We start from the raw sequence: 19,154 nt of genomic DNA on the forward strand, positions 1-19,154 counted from the left end.
TCACTCCTGGAACTCGAGCCGGCCGACGCGCCATCCCTCGCGGAGGTGGGCCTTACCGCACTCGGCGCAGCGGTACTTGAGGTCAGCCTTCTTCGTGGGCTTCTCGCCGCTGGGTACCTTCGAGAACTTCCCCGAATTACCGATCGTGCTCGTCTGGCGGCGTCGCTGTCGGTCGGCGACCTTCTTCATCCCGGTCGACCGTCCGGTACGGACCTTCTCAACTTCGACTTCGTGGTGTTCGTTACAGTGCGGACAGTAGGTATTGAACCGGCGTGGCATCTGCATGGTTATCTCACTTGGCGTGAGGTATGGCAGCGCTGTTTAAAACCCGTTTGGTTCGTCGCCGTCGATCGATCGCGACCGGCTACTGCTTCGAATCGTCGACTCGACCACGCCGGAGCGTCGCCTCGAGGCCGGGAGTCCGAAACGCTTACTCCCTTCTCACGAGAATTCGCTGCCATGAAGCGGCTCATCATCCACGGGGACCCCGGAATCCGGAAGGGCGCGATCATCGACTACGACGGGGAGGAGGTGATCTGTTTCGGCATCAACCGAAACGGCGAGTACCACGGCCCCAAGGAGGTCCAGCTCTGGTGTACCGTCGGCACCGAAGACGAGTTCGAGGACTTCGAGAAGCGCAACTACATGCCCCACTTCCTCGACGTCGATCGCGTCGACGCGGACGCGGTCGAGGTCGTTCGGCCGCGGGGCGACCTCGCGATCTGAACCGCCGATCGAACCGTCGATCCACCCCTGGAATCGATGTCGATGCTCCCGGAGCGGACGGACGAATGACCCGACGAACTGCTCGCGTGCGGACGGTGCTCGCCGGACGACCGCCCGACCGTCGGTCCACGGCGAGATCGGTCTTCGATCGCGGGCGCCGATCGCACGCCGCAACGGAGCGCTGCCGGCGGTGACAGGGACGCCGAAGCGGACCGTCAGTACCGATCGAACTCGACGCCGATCGAGGGTCGACGATGGCTGATTCGCTGGGAGACGTCCTTCGAACGCGCGTGCGTGCGTTGCTCTCGACGGCCCGGATCGGCCAGTTCGCGGGCGTGGGATTCGTCGGGGCGACCGTCGACACCCTCGCGCTGTTCCTGCTCGTCGAGGCGGCGGGGCTCGGACCCGTGGTCGCCAAGACGATCGCGTGGGAGATCGGAATCGTCGTCATCTTCGCGATCAACGAACGGTGGACGTTCGCGGACTACGGCACCGTGGGACTGCGGCCGCTCGGCAGGCGCTTTCTGCGATCGAATCTGGTGCGATTCGCCGGATTTCTGGTGACGCTGTCGGCGCTTGCAGGATTGGTCTACGGGTTCGACGTCTGGTACCTGGCGGCGAACGTCGTCGGGATCGGCGTCGGATTCTTCGTCAATTACACCTGTGAGAGCCTCTACACGTGGAAGGTCCATCGGGACTAACGATAGAAACCCACACACGGCGCCCGAATCACAACCCTTAACTAGCAACCTCGGTTACGAAGAAGTAGCGGGATGGGATAGCCAGGAGATTCCGGCGGGCTCATAACCCGCAGATCGGTAGTTCAAATCTACCTCCCGCTACTTTTCACGGATCCGGGGACTCACTCCTCGTCAGATTCGCCGTTCGTTGTTGAATCCGTGAGCTTCGACGAATAGACGTGAAGTAGACGACGAGGGAGCGAAGCGACAGAAGCCGATGTCGTTCACAGCTACGTTCGCTCTCGGTCGCTGCGATCGCTCGTCACACCGTCCGACGCGCCGCCCGTCACCGGTCATCGTGGGGCCGTTGCGCGTCGTCGGTGCCGATCGGTGCGCTCGTCGGATCGCCAACCGGTCGGCGACACGTCGATCGAAGCGCCGTCGAGAACGGACGATCACCTCGGGTCGCTAACATATAAACCCATGTAAATTTACAGGTGTCGTAACTAACGCATTAAATACTAGATTCGGTGGTATAGTTTAGGCGCAGAAATGGTTGTCCGATAAATATAAATGGTGAAGAACATGATGGAGTATCATGTCAAACCGTTCCACGGCAAACAGTCCCAGAAAACTGAAAGCGACGAGTTCCCGTCGACGAGTCATCCAGGCGGTGGGTGTCGGTGCTGCTGTCGGTCTCGCCGGCTGCTCCGGGTCCGAGACGGGTGACGATGTGGACCTGCCGGAGGTCGAACTGTACGGCCCGGACGGCGATCGCGTCGAACCGACGATTTACTTCGATCAGGGCGACAACACCCACCAGGATATCGCGTCCCAAATCCAGAGCGATCTCGAACTCATCGGGGTCGATCTGCAACTCGAGGGGAAGACGCAACTGATCGGCGACCACTTCAATTCAGAGCCGTTGCCAGACGAGAACCCGGAGGACTTCGAGTACAGCCCGGGGCTGTTCAACGCCGGGCCGCCGGATCGAACGCGGACGGTCTCCGACTGGGACATGCTCTACGGCATCGCCGCGAACTCGTACCCGCGGACGCCGGGGAACACCGACACGTTCTGGCTGAAGGATTCGGGCACGAACGCCTACGGCTACGTTCCGGAGGTCGATATGAACGGGCTGTACGAGGAGTTCCGGAACGCGGAGACGGAAGCCGAACAACAGGATGCGCTGAACCGGATCATGGGCGCGCTCACCGAGGAACTCCCGGCGAACTTCATGGCGGAGTCGAAGAACTTCTGGGGGTTCGAAGAGCGGATCAACACGGCTGACGACTTCAATCTGTACGGATTCACGCCCAGTGCGCTCCACCGGTACCGCGACGAACAGACGATCGGGGGCGACTACGTTCGACTAACGGGAAACCAGTTCAACGAGGCGTACCTGCCCGAACAGGAGGACAACAACTCGAGTTTCCGCACGGCGCTCATCTCGGACTACTCGTACGCGGTCGATACGAACGACGAGGTATTTCCGTTGTTCATGGACGTCGAGGACGCAGGCGACGGGCAGGTGTTCGTCTGTACCCTCCGGGACAACCTCGAGTTCGGAACCGACGCGGACGGCAACCCGTACGGGCAGATGACGGCCGAGGACTGGGTCTACCAGATCGAGTACATTCACGGCCTGGCCGACGACGCCGCGGACGTCTGGAACGAGGAACTACCCCCGGGACAACCCCAGGACTGGGCCGACGTCGAACACGTCGAGCAGACGGGAACGCTCGAGTTCCAACTCGAACTCGTCGAACCGGACTCGCTGTTCCCGCTTCGGCCGATCCTTTGGGGGGAGTACTGCTATCCGCGGGCGCTCTACGAGCAGTACGCGCCCGACGCCCAGGCGCTCCGCCAATCGGACGAAGTCCAGGAGTTCACCTGGACCGGGAACCTCGGCGCGTACACGTTCGAGGATCGAACGTCCGGGCAGACGGGATCGTTCACCGTCGTTCGCAACGACGACTACTACATGCGCGAGCACACCGACGACAGCAACGTCCGGGCCATGGACGGCGCCTGGGCCGACGCGCCGTACTTCGATCAGTACCAGTTCGACACCGAATCCGAGCAGTCGACCCGGGTCGAGCGGTTCCGGAACCTGGAAGCCGATCGGATGGAACTGCCGAGCGAGCACGTCCAGGAGTTCGAGGAGACCGTCGACGAGATTCGCGTCGAAGAGGAGCAGGACCCGTACATCAGCTTCCTCTTTTTCAACCAGCGATCGAACGGGAGCGTCCTGACGCGGGACCGGGACGGCCGGGAGGCCATCGCCCGCGTGGTCGACAAGGAGACGATCACCCAGAAGATCCAGCGCGGGAACGCGGACCCCGCGGTCACGTTCCAGCCGACGTGGTCCGACTGGTACGACGAGTCCGCGGTCAACGTCTACGGTATCGACGTCACCGAGGACGATATCGCCGCGGCGCGTGACCTCCTGCGCGAGAACGACAATTTCACCCTCGAAGAAGTCTGAGGTCGCGAAAAGCGAGATCAACCACGAAGTGATTCATCCCTCTCTATGAAATGGTATATTATTCGCCGGACGCTCTGGGCGGGATTCGCCTCGTTCCTCATCCTCACGATCACGTTCGTGTTGATGGATCAGGTCCCGAACCAGCAGATAATGGAGGCGGAGTTCCGGGCGGCGGTGGACGGCGTCGACGTCGAAACCGCCGTCCAGGCAGAGAAGGAGCGTCTCGGACTGAATCGGCCGTTCCACGAGCGCTACATCGACTTCATGACGAACGTCTTCCAGGGCAACTGGGGCTGGTCCTACGAGTACGACCAGCCGGTCGTGGACGTCGTCCGCGAGACCGTGCCGTATTCGCTGCTGTACGGGGTCCCCGCGGTCGTCCTCTCGACGATCATCGGGACGGCGATCGGGCTCTACTCGGCGGTCAACCAGTACACCAAGAAAGACTACGCGGCGACGTTCGCCGCGTTCTTCGGCATCAGCGTTCCGAACTTCTGGTTCGGCATCGTGTTACTGGTCGTCTTCGGATCCTGGCTCGGCTGGGTCGACATCGGCTGGAACGCCGCGCTTCCGAAGGCGGCCGACGGCAGCTGGACGCTGCTAGAGACGGTCGACGACAGCCATCCGGCGTTCGTTCGCCAGGAGTTCAGCGGCGAGCGGTACGTCGGGATTCTCAGCCCAGCGAACCTCAAACAGCTCGTCCTGCCGACGTTCGTATTGATGACGGGTGCGATCGCCTCGGTCATGCGGTACGCGCGGGCGGAAGCGCTGGAGTACGTCGACGCAGATTTCGTCAAGACCGCAAAATCGAAAGGCGTCAGCAATTGGGCGATCGTCGTCAAACACATCTTCCGCCCGGCATCGATTCCGCTGCTGACGATCCTGGTCGGAAAGATTCTCGGGCTGGTCCTCGCCGGCTCGTACCTGATCGAAGTGGTGTTCGGGATCCCGGGGATCGGCCTGGCGTCGTTCGAGGCGATCATCAGACAGGATACGGATCTGGTCGCGATTACGATCCTCCTGCCGACGTTCGTGGCGATCGTCGGCAACCTCGTCGAGGACATCATGTACGCGATTCTCGATCCGCGAATCGACTACGGTGATCGATGATGTGCGAGGAGACGGCCGAAGCGGACGGCGGCGTTCGGCGCGACGAAGCCACGTTCGAAACGGTCGACTGGGACGAGATCGACGCCGAAAGCGGGCGTCGGTCGAAAAAACACGTCGTCTGGATGGGGGTCGTGAGCCTGTGGACGCTCGGCGTCGCTTACGATCTCTACGCCCGGTACGTCGCCGAGATCGGACAGGCCGAGTTCCCCGTTCTCGGGCCGATTTCGCCGGTCGACTGGCTGTGGTCGATCACGCTACTCGTCCTCTTCTACTACGGGATCGTTCCGCTTTACGAGAACCGGCGGATGACGCGGTACTACTGGACGGAGTTCAAAAAGAACACGGCAGCGGTTATCAGCGCCCTGTTCCTGGTCGCGATCTTCGCGATCGGAATCGTCGGCGCTCGCGTCCTCCCTGAGCCGGAACCGACGCCGGGGCTGGAGAACCAACCGCCAGCGTGGGGGTCCGTTGAAGCATACGTCGCTGGCACCGAGTGTCCCGGCGGGACGGCGATGGTTGACGGCGTATTGATGTGCCAGGGAAGCTGGCAGCACCCGCTCGGAACGACGTCCTCGGGCGAGGACATCCTCCTGGCGAGCGTCTACGGGATGGAGGTGAGCATGCAGGTCGGACTCATCGCGACGTTGATGAGCATCTCGGTCGCGGCGGCGGTCGGGCTGACGGCCGCCTACCACGGCGGACTCGTCGACGAGGCGCTGATGCGGTACGTCGACATCCAGATGACGTTCCCGACGTTCTTCATGTTCTTGCTGCTCGCGTACACGGTCGGCGGTAGCCTGTTCGTCCTCATTCTCATCTTCGGACTGTTCGGATGGGGGTCGTCCGCGCGGATCATGCGATCGGAGGCGCTCCAGCGGCGCGAGGAGCCGTACATGAAAGCCGCGAAAAACGCCGGCGCCTCGAGTCGGTGGACGATCCGGCGACACCTCCTGCCGAACATCTCCAACAGCCTCATCACCGCCGCGACGCTCACGATCCCGACGATCATCCTTTCGGAGGCCGCGATCGCGTTCCTCGGACTCGGCGATCCCACGGTCCCGTCGTGGGGGCGACTGATCGCGGACGGCCGCGACCAGCTCAGCACGGCGTGGTGGATCTCGACGATTCCCGGTATCTTCCTGTTTTTCACCATCCTCGCGTTCAATTTCCTCGGCGACGCGCTCCGGGACGCGCTCGACCCGAGACACGGAGGGAGCGGAAAATGAGCACACGAAACGACGACACGATCGACGCGGAGCTCGAATTGGAGAATGAACAGCCGCTACTGGAGGTTCGAAACCTCCACGCGTACTTCAGGACGGACGGCGAGGACGTGAAGGCGGTCGACGGAATTTCGCTGACCGTCGACCCCGGTGAAACCGTCGCGATCGTCGGCGAAAGCGGGTCGGGGAAGACGGTCACGAGCGAAGCGATCACGCGGCTGTTCGCGTCCCCGCCGGGCTACATCCCGTCGGGATCGATCGAGATCAACGGCCGGGAGATCACGGAGCTATCCGCCGAGGAACTCCGGCGCGTCCGGGGCGGCGAAGTGAGCCACGTCTTCCAGAACCCGCAGGGGGCGTTGAACCCCGTGTATACGGTCGGCTGGCAGATCCGGGAAGCGATTCGGCTCCACGCCGACGTCTCCGGGGACGAGGCTCGCGAACGCGCCGTCGAGTTGCTCACCCGAGTGGGGATTCCCGAGGCGAGTTCGCGACTCGACGATTACCCCCACGAGTTCTCCGGCGGCATGAAACAGCGAGTGCTCATCGCGATCGCGCTGGCCTGCGAACCGGACCTGTTGATCGCCGACGAGCCGACGACGGCCCTCGACGTGACGATCCAAGCCCAGATCCTGAAGCTGCTCAGGGAGCTACAGGACGAGCGGGACATGGGACTGCTGTTTATCACGCACGATCTGGGCGTCGTCGCCGAGATCGCCGATCGCGTGGCCGTGATGTACGCCGGCAAGATCATGGAGCGGGGATCGGTGACCGACATCTTCGAAACGCCGGCACACCCCTACACCCGGGCCCTCCTCGAGTGCCTTCCGGGCAGGGGGGAGCTGGGTGGAATCCCCGGCGACCTTCCGGATCCCCGGTCCCCGCCGCCCGGCTGCCGGTTCGCGGACCGATGTCCGCACGCCGTCGAGGCCTGCCGCGACGGCGGTCAACCGCCGATGTACCGGGTCGGAGACGCGCCGGATCACACGACCTCCTGCGTTCACTTCGGTCCCGGGAGGGACTCCGCCACCGTACTGGGGACGGACGCGGGCCAACAGACGGATCCCGACCCGAACCCGGACCCGGACCCGGACCCGGAGTCTGCCCCGTCCGCGGGACCATCCGACGACGAGGAACGGAGTGATCGACGGTGAGCCGAGACGACGACCCGCTGCTCCGAGTCGAGGGGCTGCAAAAACACTATCCGATCACCCAAGGGGCCCTGAACACCGAGGTCGGCCGGGCCCGCGCGGTCGACGGGATCGACTTCGAACTCGAACGGGGCGAGACGTTCGGTATCGTCGGCGAATCCGGCTGCGGCAAGTCCACCGCCGCGTCGTCGATCGTCCGCCTCGAAGAGCCGACCGACGGGACGGTCGTCTTCGACGGCGAAAACGTCCTGGAGTACGACGCGGAAGCGCTCCGGCGGTTTCGCAGGGACGTCCAGTTGATTTTCCAAGACCCGGATTCGAGCTTCGACCCTCGGATGAACATCGGCGACGCCGTCGCCGAACCCCTCGTCGTCCAGGGGATGACGGATCGCGAGCGGCGTCGAACGATCGTCGCCGACCTCCTGGAGCGCGTCGGCCTCTCGGCTGCGGATATGAAACGGTATCCCCACGAGTTCTCCGGGGGGCAAAAACAGCGGATCGGGCTGGCCCGCGCGCTCGCGGTGAATCCGAAGCTCATCGTCGCCGACGAACCCGTGTCCGCACTCGACGTCTCCGTCAAGTCGGAGATCCTCCGGCTCATCGACGAGTTCCAGGAGGCGCTGGATCTGACGGTCCTCGTCATCAGCCACGATCTGGGCGTCGTCCGGGAAGTGTGCGACCGGGTCGCGGTGATGTATCTGGGAGAGTTCGTCGAGGTCGGCCCGACCGAAGACCTGTTCGAGAATCCACAGCACCCGTACACCCGGGCGCTCCTGTCCGCCATCCCCACGCCCGACCCGCGGGATCGGGGACTGGGCGTCGAACTCAGGGGCGACGTCCCGGACCCGTCGGCGCCGCCGAGCGGCTGTCGGTTCCACACGCGCTGTCCCGAGGTCATCCCCCCGGACGAGGTGGAGCTGACGCAGGACGTCTGGCGATCCCTGCTCCAGTTTCGCAAACAGGTCGATCGCGAGGCGATCGATCTCGACGGGATCGTCGAGGTGGGCCTGCTGGGGGCCGAGAAGTACGCTGCGCTCGAAGACGGGACGCCGGCGGACGTCGCCGACGAGGACCTCAAACGGTGGATTCGAACCGAGTACGAACTCCCCCATCGTCTGGACGATCCGCGCGCCGAAGCGGCGGTCGAGGACGCGCTCGATGCGATCGTCGACGGCGAGTACGAACGAGCGAGCGCACGACTCGCCGCGGAGTTTACGACGGTCTGCGAACGCGAGCGACCGACACTGGAGGAGCGGGCTGGCGACCGGAAGGCGGCCTGTCACCTCCTCGATGGCGCGGGACGGCCGCGACGGGATCCCGTCGACGGAGTGATCGGCGGCGGCTCGCCCGGATCGTCACGTTGATTTTCGGTTCGCGATCGAACCGAACGCGGACGGCTGAAGCGGTGCCGACCGTATGACGAGACGGGCGGGACGGCGGGACGAGATCGAAGAGGACAGGAATAAACGACGGCAGAACACCGCTGGCCCGGATACATCCTGGCTGGTCGGGACGCCAGACCGGTCGGAATCATCTTCGCCACCGATACGATCGCACTTGCCGCTGCGGGTCTCGTGATCGCAGTGGGAGGGCACCGCTCGATCGCCGCCACGCTCTGTGGCTCGTTGGTTCAGATTTCGATCACGATAGCGCTCGAAGCGGCCTCGCGGGCGCCCGTCGGCTCCCTGCCGAGTGAATCCGTCGAGCGGCGATCTCCGACGGTACGGCGCGATCCCGAAACAAGGATTACGTGTCCGGTCTGGTGATCAGCGGCTCGTACTCCTCGTGTTCGAACGTTCCGAGGATCGTCCCGTCGATCTTCTTGAGGTGGGTGTAGAGGACGCCTTCGTCTTCGACAGACGCGATCATGCCGCCGGCCAGCATCATGTCGTACCGGCTCGCGATCAGGATCGATCGCTCGTTTTCGGGATCGATGAGCTCGGTCACCACGTACATAAAGCCCTCGACGTCGGTGCCGTAGGCGAGGTACTCGGTGAACTCGTCGCTGTCGTAGACGTCCGTAAATCGGTCGGCGTAGTTGCCCGGGACGACGTGGACCAGGCCGAACTTGTCGTCCTCGCCCATGTCGCGGCTCACGGTGTCGGTGTGTGCGGCGACGATAGTCACGACCTCCCAGCCGTCGTCGCGACGATCTTCGGCGATTACCTCCATGTCTTCGAGCGTCCGTTTCCAGGCTTCCGTCTTTACACCCTCCGGATCTCGCCGTCGCAGGGCCCTCGGATCGGGGGCTTCGTTCTCGTCTTCCATGTATCAGACTCATCCGAGACGATGGTTAACTGTTTTCCGGAACCGCACGTCCATGACGGCATCAGGTGACGCCCAAGGCGGTTTCCATCAGGAACGACACCAGCAACACCAGCAGGCTGCCGACCAGCAGCTTTCCCGGCGTCGTCATCCGGTCTTCCGGCGGCGGCGGTTGAATCCACCGGCCGGGCGGGAGCACGCTGACGAGCGTCTGGAACCGCGTCGTCTCGCCAGTTCCGGGAAGCGATTCGCCGGTTCGATCCGTCGAGGCGGGGCTCGCGTCGTCGATGGAGGTCGGCCACAGGCGGACCGTCGCGTAGCTCAGAAGCGCCCAACCGCCGATGAACAACAACAACTTCGCTCGAACGACGCCGCCGCCCGTCGCGATACCGAGTGCCAGGGCGCCGACGATAGTTAGCGCCGCGACGACGAGCGCGTACGCCAGGGCGTCAGCCCAGGTTCGGGCGATCTTCCCCAACTGTTCGCCGAACGGATCGGTCGGCGGCATCGTCACAGGTGACGACGTTCGAGGACGGTATCGGGTTCCGGATACTCGCCGTCGTGGCGGTGACAGTAGCTTTGCCGACCGCTTTCGGACACGTCGTGGTACGACGGTGACGTGCTCTCACAGACGCTTCCGAATTCCTCGGCCAACACCTCGAGCGCCTTCTCTTCCTCGTAATCGCTGGCGTACCCCTCGATTTCGTCCAGGACGGACTGGACGTGCGACGGCACGTCCACGTCGCCGAACAGCTCGTCATAGGTTTCTTCGACCGTCGCGAAGCGCGTCTTCTTCCCCATTTTCGTCCGGATGCGCTCCCGAACCGAGCGATCTGCCCGTTCCCGCTCGCGGAGCACCTCCCGGAGGGTGTTTAACCGGGCCCAGAGCTCGTCGTCAAGGCCCTGGTACTTCTGGGGACGGATTCGCGCCGGACAGCGCGTGCTAAACGGACAGCCCGACGGCGGATACCGCGGATTCGGGGGCGTTCCGTGGAGCGTGATTCGGTCTCGGTCGCTCGTCGGGTCCGGGTCGGGAATCGCTGACAGTAGCGCGTGCGTGTACGGGTTCGCCGGGTCAGTGAACAGCTCTTCGGTCGGACCGACCTCCATAATGTGGCCGAGATACATCACCGCAACCCGGTCGCAGATGTGGCGGACGACGGACAGGTCGTGGGCGATGAAGAGGTAGGTGAGCCCGAATTCCGCCTGAAGGTCCTCTAAGAGATTGATGATTTCGGCCTGTACGGAGACGTCAAGCGCCGACACCGGCTCGTCAAGCACGATGAAATCCGGCTCGAGCGCCAGCGTGCGGGCGATGCCGATCCGCTGGCGCTGCCCCCCGGAGAATTGGTGGGGATACCGGTAGTAGTGTTCGCGCTGCAGTCCGACGGTGTCGAGCAGTTCACGGACCCGTTTGCGGCGCTCCCGAGGGGTCTTCCACTCCTGTGCGTCGAGCGGTTCGCGGATAATCTCCCCGATGGTCATCCGATCGTTGAGGCTCGAATCAGGATCCTGGAACACCATCTGTGCGTTTCGTCGCCACTCGTAGAGGTCGTCGCCCGAAAGTTCCGTGATGTCGGCGCCATCGAACTGAACTTCCCCGCCGGTGGCCTCCTCCAGATGGAGGAGCGTCCGGCCCAGCGTCGTCTTCCCGCAGCCGGATTCCCCGACCAGTCCGAGCGTCTCCCCGCGGTAAATGTCGAAGGAAACGCCGTCGACCGCCTTGACCGGCGTTTCACCGAACAGTCCGTTGCCGCCATAGTAGGTCTTGAGGTCGCGGACTTCGACCATCACCTCTCCGGTCTCGTCGGGCGTCGTCTCGACGTCGGACGAAATGGCGTCCTGACTCATCGCTCGGCACCTCCACTACGATCGTCCGCACGGTTTTCGTGTAACTCGACTGCGTTTTCCATCGGCAGGTTCTCCGGATAGAGTAGACAGGCCGCGGTGTGATCCTCGTCCGCCCCGTCGACGGACATCGAGACGGGATGGACCGCCTCGCAGGCGTCGAAGGCCTTCGGACACCGCGGGGCGAACCGACAGTAAGTCGCGGGCTCGTTCGGCGTCGGCACGCTGCCTTCTATCGTCTCCAGGCGCTCGCCGGACTGGCGCCCTGGAATCGACCGGAGCAGCCCCCGTGTGTACGGGTGTTTGGGGTTTGCGAACAGTTCCTCGACATTGGCCGTTTCGACGACTTCACCCGCGTACATGACGTTTACTCTGTCCGAAATCTCTGCGATGACGCCCATATCGTGGGTGATAAACATGATCGCAAGATCGCGCTCCCGCTGCAACTCCGCCAGCAGGTCCAGAATCTGTGCCTGAATGGTCGCGTCCAGCGCCGTCGTCGGCTCGTCGCAGATCAACACCTCGGGGTCGCAGGCCAGCGCCATCGCGATGACGGCCCGCTGGCGCATCCCACCGGAGAACTGGTGGGGGTACTCGCTCACGCGTCGACGAGCGTCGGGGATTCCGACGGCCTCGAGCAAGTTCGCCGCTTCCCGGGTTGCCTCTTCGCCTTTCAACCCCTGGTGCAGTTGGAGTGCTTCCTTGATCTGGTTCCCGACGGTGTATACGGGGTTGAGACTCGTCATCGGGTCCTGGAACACCATTGCGATTCGTCTGCCTCGCATGAGTCGCTGGGGTTCACCGCTGAGCCGAGCCATCTCGACGAATCCGCTGGCGATATCCTTGGGGGAGTCAGGGCTTCCCTCGGTGACGAACACGCAGTCGCCCTCGTCGACGAGCCCGAGTTTCTCGCCGTAGCCGCCCACGATGAAGTCGTCGAGCGTTGCCTCCCGTTTGTCGTCGTATCCGAACGCACTCGGCGTCGCGTCGACCTTGTCGAACAACTGCACCGGGTCGTACTGCTCCCCGAGCGCACCCAGATCGACGGTGCGACCAGGGAACTGCTCGGCGAAGTCTCGGACCGTCTCGATGTGGTGGAACCGGATGCTGCTTCCGTCGAGCACCCGACCGGGCGATTCGACGAGCCCCATCAGCGATCGAGCGGTGACGCTTTTCCCGGACCCGCTCTCGCCGACGATGCCGACCGTCTCGCCGGGGACAATGTCGAAGGAGACGCCGTCGACCGCCCGAACCGTCTCCCGATCGGTGAAGAACGCGGTCCGGAGGTTCCGGACCTCGATGATCGGCTCGCTCCGGTTGGTCGTGGATTCGACCGTCGATTCGACGGCCATTATCCACCACCTCCGGCGCCGGCACCTTCGTTACCGATGTCCGCTTCCGGATCGACGGCGTCTCTGACGGCGTCTCCGAGGGCGTTGAACGCGAGGACGACCAGCGCGATCAGTATCCCGGAGATCGTCGAAACGTGCCACGACGACGTCGGAATGAACGGCCGGCCGTCGCTGATGAGTCTGCCCCACTCCGGCGTCGGGGACTGGATGCCGAGCCCGAGGAACGACAGCGCAGCAACGCTGATGATGACGCCACCGATCAGCAACGATGCGTAGATGATGATGTAGCTTGCGATATATGGAGCCATGTGTTTGCGCATGATGTTGTTCGGCGTCTGGCCGTAGCTCTTCGCCGCGTCGACCCACTCCTCTTCCGAGACCTGTAACGAGGGGCCGCGGATCGCCCGCCACATCGCCGGCCAGTAAGCCAATGCGAGGACGAGCGACAGTAATAGTCCACCGTCCATCGGTTCTCGGAGCGGGTGGTTCTGGAAGACCACGAGGATCATCAACACCAGGACGAGAACGGGGATCGAGATGATGGTGTCGCTCACCACGATGGTCACGATGTCGAGTGCTCCCTTGTAGTAGGCGGTCATCAGTGACAACCCGACGGCGATGAGCCCACCCAGCGCCACCGACGAAAGCGAGATAACCAGCGACGTTCGGGCACCGAACGCGAGATGGGTGAGCATGTCCTGCCCGTCCGGTGTCGTCCCCAGCGGCGCGAACCGATCGTAATCGTCGTATTCCCAGAGTCCGACGGTGTTCTGACCGTTGGAGCGGCTGTCGAGGTTGGCGGTCCCGTGGAGGATCTGGTCGACCTCGCCCTCGTCGTTGAGGTACGAGAACTCGTGGTTGTACGGCTCGTAGATGTTGTGTTCGGCCGGAACCGGACTGATCGCGGGAGCGAACACTCCGAGCGTGACGAATCCGATGACGATGATCAGCCCGAAGATGCCCCAGGTGTGGTTTCGGAACCGACGAATCGTATCGTCCCGAGGCGTCCAGTCGGCTTCCCGGTAGTGCTCCCGATAGACGTTAAAGCCCTTCCACACCCACACGAGACAGGTGATCATGTACACCCACACGAGCGCGAACCTGATCGCCCATGCGTACTTGGGGGAGAGCCCGAGGAACGTCCCCTCCCACCCACCTTCGGGCGTTCTGTGACCCATGTTGGGAATCGTTTCACGGCTGGTGAGCGTCGGGAGCGACGACAGCGAGTCGAGCACACTGCCCCACAGGCTGACCTCTGCTTTGACGAGGCCCCCAATCGGCGTGAACGCCATCAGAACCGCGATGACGGCGAGAATCGCAGTCAGCACGAGTCGTTCGAGCCACGCCTTGGACTTGGGACTCCTGTCGACGTCCACGAAGTCGTCGATTCTCCAGGGCAGGTAGCTCTGGAGTACGATCGCCGCGATGAACAGGATACTGAGCGATACCACGTCGGAGACGACGGCGCCGATGACGGTTCCGAGAGCGTCGCCGACGTTGCCTCCGATCCAGCCCGGGATGGATGCGATACCCTCGAGCACGAATCGGCCGGCCTTGCCGAGCGCGAGCAGTCCGCCAAGTACCCTGCCGAACTCCAGTACGAACAGGACGGCGGCGCCGGCCAGCCAGAGCAGCGCCGGTCGCGGGTTGCGTTCGATGCGGTCCCGCAGCGTCCGTACCTCTGCGTCCGCACTCGCCGATTCAGCGGTCGTTTCGTTGGAGAGTGTGTTAGTCATCTGTCGTATCCTACCCGTGGATCGATGATCGTGTACAGGAAGTCCTGTAGAAGGTTCAGGGAGATTATCAGTAGCGTGAACATGAACAAGAGCGCGCCTGCGAGCGGAATATCAGCGGCTACGAGCGCTCGGAAGTAAAGCGAGCCCAGCCCGTTGATGTTGAAGATGTACTCGATGATGACCGACCCGCCGATCAGGATGAACGCCTCGTTCGTGATGACGGGAACCAGGGGGATGAGTGCGTTCCGGAAGATATGCTTCCAGACGATCGCGCGGCTTTTGAGCCCCTTGGCCTTCGCCGTCTCGACGTAGTTCGAGTTGACCGTCTCCAGCACCGCCGTCCGACCGATGCGCATCTCGGTCGCCATCGACGCGGAGCCGAGGATGAGCGACGCCGGCAGTATCAACTTGAAGTCGGTCAGGAACGCCATCCAGTCCATAGCAGTTGGAAGCGGAACTCCGAACACGTTCGTGAGCGTGAGAAAGTCGAGCCCGGGCGTCCCGGTGATACCACTGATGTCAGGACCGAGCGCGTACCAGTCGAAGCCCAGCACTCCGCCGCCTTTGGTCTTTCTGAGGAAGGCGAGCGCCATGACTGCCAGCCAGAAGTTCGGCATCGACAGCCAGAGGATGCTGCTCACCGAAGCGACGTAATCGCTCTTCGAGTTCGGATTAAGCCCGGCGTAGAACCCCAACGGAATGCCGATGAACAGCGGAAGGAGGATCGCCCAGAACCCGAGCCAGATCGTCGTCGGCGCAACCTGGGCGACGATGTCCGTGATGGGCCGGTTCGCCTGGACGACCCACGACTCCCCGGAGAACGTAAGGAGGTCCCGCATGAAATCGAGATACTGTTTCCAGAGCGGATCGTTGAGCCCCATTTGTTCTCGTAGCCGGGTGACGTCGGCGCCGCTCGCCTGTTCCCCGAGCCGCGCGGAGACCGGGTCCAGCGGCCCCAGCCGAAGCATCAGAAAGAGGAACGTAATCGCCGAAAACAGGACCGGGATCGAGAGCGCGATCCGCTTCACGAGATAGCCCCATCGGCTCACGCCACATCACCCGCAGGTAGACTTCGCCGTAACGGGCCGCAAACGCGTCCCCCAATCCTGGCGTTCATCCGTACGTCTGATTCCCTCGTCGTGTGCATAGTGATTTTCAAATCGCGGGTTTACAGCAAATAATTCAGCGGAGTGTCTGGCGTTACTCGTCGTTCTCCGACAGTTCGACGTGCCAGTCGAGGTAGTAGCCGTTGTTATCTCCCGGCATGCCGGAGGTGTCGGTGTTCTTCGGCTCGAAGCCGAAGTGCCCGTAGGCGACGCTCTCCCAGCTCCAGCCCCAGCCGAGGGAGTACATCTCGAGGTCGCCGTCGTAGCCGCGCTGTTGGAGCGTCGCGAACTGCGCCTGGTCGAGTTCGATCTCGACGCCGTTACCCGAGAGCTTGTCGCGCAGCAGGCCGGCGGCTTCCTGATAAACCACGCTCTCATAGGTCGTACAGGTCAGTTCGTACGGGTCGTCCGAGGTGTAGCCGGCCTCTTCGAGCACCTGTTTGGCGCCCTCGATGTCGGTCTCGTTGGCGCTGTAGGGGTATTCCTCGACGAACTTCTCGTAGCCGTCCTGGCCGGTGGGCCAGATGCCCGGCGGCGTGAAGCTGTACGCCGGGACGCCGCGTCCCGCGAAGACTTGGTTTACGATCTCCTCCTGATCGGTCACGTACGCGATCGCCTGCCGGACCGGTTTGGGGACGTTTCGCGCGTTGAAGCCGAAGTAGCGGGTAACCAGCTCGGGAAGGCCGAGGTAGTTCACCGTCTCGCCGTTCTCCAGTTCGCCGTAGGTACCCGACTCTCGACCCATGTCGTCGGTCTCGGCGTCGATCTTGTTCGGGTCGTAGTACTGGGTCGGGATGGGGAAGATATCGGCGTTCTTCTCCATCGCGTAGGTGTACCGCGCCTCGTCGTCCTCGACGATTTCGAAGTGGACCGACTCGACAGATGCGGTGTCGCGGTGGTAGTCGTCGAACCGCGTCAGCCGCAGTTCCTCGTCGATGGCGAACTCGTCGAGCTCGAAGGGACCGGTGCCGGCCGACATCGACGTCCGGAACTCCTGGCGGCCGACCTCGCCGTCGTATCCCTCGATGTCGCCGACGAGACCCTCCGGAATGACCGAGAACGCGGTGTAGGTCAGCACGTCCATCACCGCGGGGTTCGGGTCTCGAACCTCCATCTCGAGCGTGTAGTCGTCGATCACTTCCAGCGCGGCCGAGTCTGGGACGGGGTTCCCTTCGTCGTCCTCCTCGTGGACGATCCCGACGCCGTCGGGGCTGTCGAGCATGAAGTTCGCGCGGACGCTGTTTTCCGATTCGATGACGCGGCGCCACGAGTACTTGACGTCGTGGGCCGTCATCTCTCCACCAGTGTGGAACGGCACGCCCTCCTTGAGGTGGAACGTGTAGGTCAGGTTGTCATCGGACAGTTCGAAATCATCGAGCAGCTGATTCTGGATCTCGGGGACGCCGTTGGGATACTCAACCAAGCGTTCGTACACTTGGGTGATGATGGTCGACGACGCCTCGTCGTCGGACTCGACGGGGTCGATGTGGTTGTGCGTGCTGTTGATCCGGTTCAGTTCGGTTTCACCCTCCAATTCGACCGTGTGGAGTTGCTGGTGCGCCTGGCCGAGGGGGCCGATTTTGGGGACGTCAACGTAGTCGTACCAGAAGCGCTCGGAGAAGTCATGCAGGAAATTCAGCATGATCATGTCGTCTCGGACCGCTTCCTCGATCTCTACGTAGGCCTCGTTGCGCAGGTCCTGTGCGTCCGGTCCAGGGTTGCTCTGGATACGTTCCCAGGCCGCTTGCGCCTTGTCGGCGTAACTCTCTCCGTCGGTCCCATCCCCGCCGTCGCCGCCGTCGTCTTCGTCGCCGTCATCGCTGAGGAGGGCCGAACAGCCGGCCAGACTGACTGACGCGGTCCCACCGAGGGCCGCAAGCATTCGTCTGCGTGACTGTTTCACACCCTTCCGATCGGAACTATCGGACATAGCCGTGGAGTAATCATACATAATCCATAAACTTTCCGGAGGGAGTTCGTTCCAATCCCAGTGACTATTTATCCCTATTCGAGTGGTTTTCTACGAAATTAACCTATCTGGCCGTTCATTAAAAAATAGACCCCGTCCGCGTTAAAATGGGTAATATTTGCGCGCATCTCTTTAAAACCAGGATAACGTTGATTGTTTATGCGAGCATCGTCGCTCGTATTAATGGGATAAAGTTGTCACAATACCCCGCTGTACCGATCGTAACGCGCCGTTACTTCGCACGACGGTCCGTCGTCCGTCGGAAGGTGCAGTTACTCGTCGCCGTGTTCGTCGACCACGACGACTTCGCCGTCGACGACGTCGACGTTGATCAGCGTCTTGACCTCGTACCCTGCGTCGTCGACCTTGTTCTCACCGCCGACCTTCTTGATGACGGCGACGGTGTCGATGACATCGGCGCCGATTTCGTCGAGCGCCTCGAGCACCGACGCGAGCGTTCCGCCGGTCGAGAGCACGTCGTCCAGGACGAGCACCCGCTCCCCCTCGCGGACGTCGTTGATGTACATCTCGTTCTCGGAGTAGCCGGTCTGCTGGGAGATCGCGACTTCGTCCTCGAGACCGTACTGGCGCTTTCGGATGACGGTCAAGGGGAGGTCGGTCATCAGCGAGACCGCCGTCGAGATGTGAATGCCCATCGCCGCCGGCGTGACGATCCGATCGACGTTCTCGAGTTCGGCCTTGCGGATGATTCGAATGACGATCTCGCGCAACAGCGTGGGATCGAGCTTGGGGACGCCGTCGCTGATCGGGTGGACGAAGTAGTGATACCCGTTTTTCTCGATGATCGGGGCCTCGAGAAGCGATCGCTTTAACTGATCCATGCCGTGGCTCGGTCGGTATCGGAGTAAAAGTTGACGATACGTTCGCACCGTGGCACGCTAGTCGTCGGCCCCATAGCTGAGTTCGGGCGGCTGTTCGCCGCGGCCGACGCGCATATTTCGCTCGTGATAGATGTGCGCGATCGCGGTGAGGGTAACCGTCGCGGCGATGATCCCGGCCCACGTCAGGTCCGAGAGCACCGTGAGGGGGTAGATCCCGAGCCACAGCGCGGCGACCAGCGAACAGCTGATCGCGCCGAGCGAGAGGTATAACTCCCGCCAGGCGAACTCCCTGCCGGGAACGATCTCCAGGTAGATGCTGATGTCCCGCGTCCGATCGGTCGGTTCGATGATCCCGTTGTCGGAGTCGAACGTGAGGATTCCCACCTCGTCCATCTTGGGGAGGTGGGTCTGCTGGAGAGTGGTGTAGACGCGCTTTCGCTGTTCGGCGGTGACGCCGTCGAGCGTGGTCTCGTACTCCCAGGCGGCGATCTGCTGGGCCAGATCGCCGAGTTCGACCGGACGGCCGTCCTGTTTCAGGAACTGGAGGACGTAGCGCCGTCGCTGGTTCCGAAGAACTTCGAAGACGTCGCCTTTCGAGAGCGGCTCGTCGAGGTCGTTGCGTTGTTGCTGTGCCACCATAGATCTCCTTCCCACGCCG

General features: G+C 62.9%; 17 protein-coding genes and 1 tRNA gene. 8 read left to right on the forward strand and 10 right to left on the reverse strand.

Translation table 11 applies throughout. The annotated features are described in order from the left end of the window. A complete protein-coding gene (locus tag MUH00_RS12930; protein ID WP_246999143.1) occupies window positions 1-285 on the reverse strand; it encodes a 50S ribosomal protein L44e in 285 nt (94 codons plus the stop codon). Window positions 286-459: 174 nt separating this feature from the next. On the opposite strand from MUH00_RS12930, the gene MUH00_RS12935 reads away from it, so the two are divergent. The 8 genes from MUH00_RS12935 (at window position 460) to MUH00_RS12970 (ending at window position 8,742) form a co-directional block, all read left to right on the forward strand. After that, window positions 460-726, forward strand: a complete 267-nt coding sequence (locus MUH00_RS12935; protein WP_246999144.1) for an HAH_0734 family protein — start codon at window positions 460-462, stop codon at window positions 724-726. 254 nt (window positions 727-980) lie between these two features. Continuing rightward, window positions 981-1,427 (forward strand): GtrA family protein, encoded by a 447-nt coding sequence (locus tag MUH00_RS12940; RefSeq protein ID WP_246999146.1) that lies wholly within the window; start codon window positions 981-983, stop codon window positions 1,425-1,427. A 66-nt stretch (window positions 1,428-1,493) separates the two neighbouring features. Further along, a tRNA-Met gene (locus tag MUH00_RS12945) sits at window positions 1,494-1,568 on the forward strand. 436 nt (window positions 1,569-2,004) lie between these two features. Further along, window positions 2,005-3,894, forward strand: coding sequence for an ABC transporter substrate-binding protein (locus MUH00_RS12950; RefSeq protein WP_246999148.1), 1,890 nt, complete (start codon window positions 2,005-2,007; stop codon window positions 3,892-3,894). Between the two features lie 45 nt (window positions 3,895-3,939). Next, window positions 3,940-5,004 (forward strand): ABC transporter permease, encoded by a 1,065-nt coding sequence (locus MUH00_RS12955; protein WP_246999149.1) that lies wholly within the window; start codon window positions 3,940-3,942, stop codon window positions 5,002-5,004. Continuing rightward, on the forward strand, window positions 5,004-6,230 hold the full coding sequence (locus MUH00_RS12960) for an ABC transporter permease (RefSeq protein ID WP_246999152.1): 1,227 nt from the start codon (window positions 5,004-5,006) through the stop codon (window positions 6,228-6,230). Before MUH00_RS12955 ends, MUH00_RS12960 begins: the two co-directional genes overlap by 1 nt. Next, entirely contained in the window at window positions 6,227-7,381 is a 1,155-nt protein-coding gene (locus MUH00_RS12965; RefSeq protein WP_246999155.1) for an ABC transporter ATP-binding protein, read from the forward strand. The genes MUH00_RS12960 and MUH00_RS12965 overlap by 4 nt, the downstream gene beginning before the upstream one ends. Next, window positions 7,378-8,742, forward strand: coding sequence for an ABC transporter ATP-binding protein (locus tag MUH00_RS12970; RefSeq protein ID WP_246999157.1), 1,365 nt, complete (start codon window positions 7,378-7,380; stop codon window positions 8,740-8,742). Before MUH00_RS12965 ends, MUH00_RS12970 begins: the two co-directional genes overlap by 4 nt. Window positions 8,743-9,124: 382 nt before the next feature. On the opposite strand, the gene MUH00_RS12975 is transcribed toward MUH00_RS12970, so the two are convergent. From MUH00_RS12975 to MUH00_RS13015, 9 genes are all read right to left on the reverse strand, one after another. Continuing rightward, on the reverse strand, window positions 9,125-9,646 hold the full coding sequence (locus MUH00_RS12975; protein WP_246999159.1) for a DUF7529 family protein: 522 nt from the start codon (window positions 9,644-9,646) through the stop codon (window positions 9,125-9,127). 61 nt (window positions 9,647-9,707) lie between these two features. Continuing rightward, the gene (locus tag MUH00_RS12980; protein ID WP_247003964.1) at window positions 9,708-10,151 is read right to left on the reverse strand and encodes a DUF7555 family protein; all 444 of its coding nucleotides are present in this window, start codon (window positions 10,149-10,151) and stop codon (window positions 9,708-9,710) included. Window positions 10,152-10,153: 2 nt separating this feature from the next. Then, the gene (locus MUH00_RS12985) at window positions 10,154-11,494 is read right to left on the reverse strand and encodes an ABC transporter ATP-binding protein (protein ID WP_246999161.1); all 1,341 of its coding nucleotides are present in this window, start codon (window positions 11,492-11,494) and stop codon (window positions 10,154-10,156) included. Further along, on the reverse strand, window positions 11,491-12,843 hold the full coding sequence (locus tag MUH00_RS12990; protein ID WP_246999162.1) for an ABC transporter ATP-binding protein: 1,353 nt from the start codon (window positions 12,841-12,843) through the stop codon (window positions 11,491-11,493). Before MUH00_RS12990 ends, MUH00_RS12985 begins: the two co-directional genes overlap by 4 nt. Beyond that, window positions 12,843-14,579: an ABC transporter permease gene (locus tag MUH00_RS12995; RefSeq protein ID WP_246999164.1), complete on the reverse strand. Its 1,737-nt coding sequence runs from the start codon at window positions 14,577-14,579 to the stop codon at window positions 12,843-12,845. The genes MUH00_RS12990 and MUH00_RS12995 overlap by 1 nt, the downstream gene beginning before the upstream one ends. Further along, a complete protein-coding gene (locus MUH00_RS13000; protein ID WP_246999166.1) occupies window positions 14,576-15,628 on the reverse strand; it encodes an ABC transporter permease in 1,053 nt (350 codons plus the stop codon). Before MUH00_RS13000 ends, MUH00_RS12995 begins: the two co-directional genes overlap by 4 nt. Window positions 15,629-15,779: 151 nt before the next feature. Beyond that, window positions 15,780-17,567, reverse strand: a complete 1,788-nt coding sequence (locus MUH00_RS13005; protein ID WP_247003965.1) for an ABC transporter substrate-binding protein — start codon at window positions 17,565-17,567, stop codon at window positions 15,780-15,782. 359 nt (window positions 17,568-17,926) lie between these two features. Next, window positions 17,927-18,496, reverse strand: a complete 570-nt coding sequence (gene hpt, locus MUH00_RS13010; protein ID WP_246999168.1) for a hypoxanthine/guanine phosphoribosyltransferase — start codon at window positions 18,494-18,496, stop codon at window positions 17,927-17,929. A gap of 57 nt (window positions 18,497-18,553) precedes the next feature. After that, on the reverse strand, window positions 18,554-19,135 hold the full coding sequence (locus tag MUH00_RS13015) for a DUF7344 domain-containing protein (protein ID WP_246999170.1): 582 nt from the start codon (window positions 19,133-19,135) through the stop codon (window positions 18,554-18,556). Between the last annotated feature and the right edge of the window lie 19 nt (window positions 19,136-19,154).

The sequence above is a fragment of the Halosolutus gelatinilyticus genome (assembly GCF_023028105.1).
Taxonomy (GTDB): domain Archaea; phylum Halobacteriota; class Halobacteria; order Halobacteriales; family Natrialbaceae; genus Halosolutus; species Halosolutus gelatinilyticus.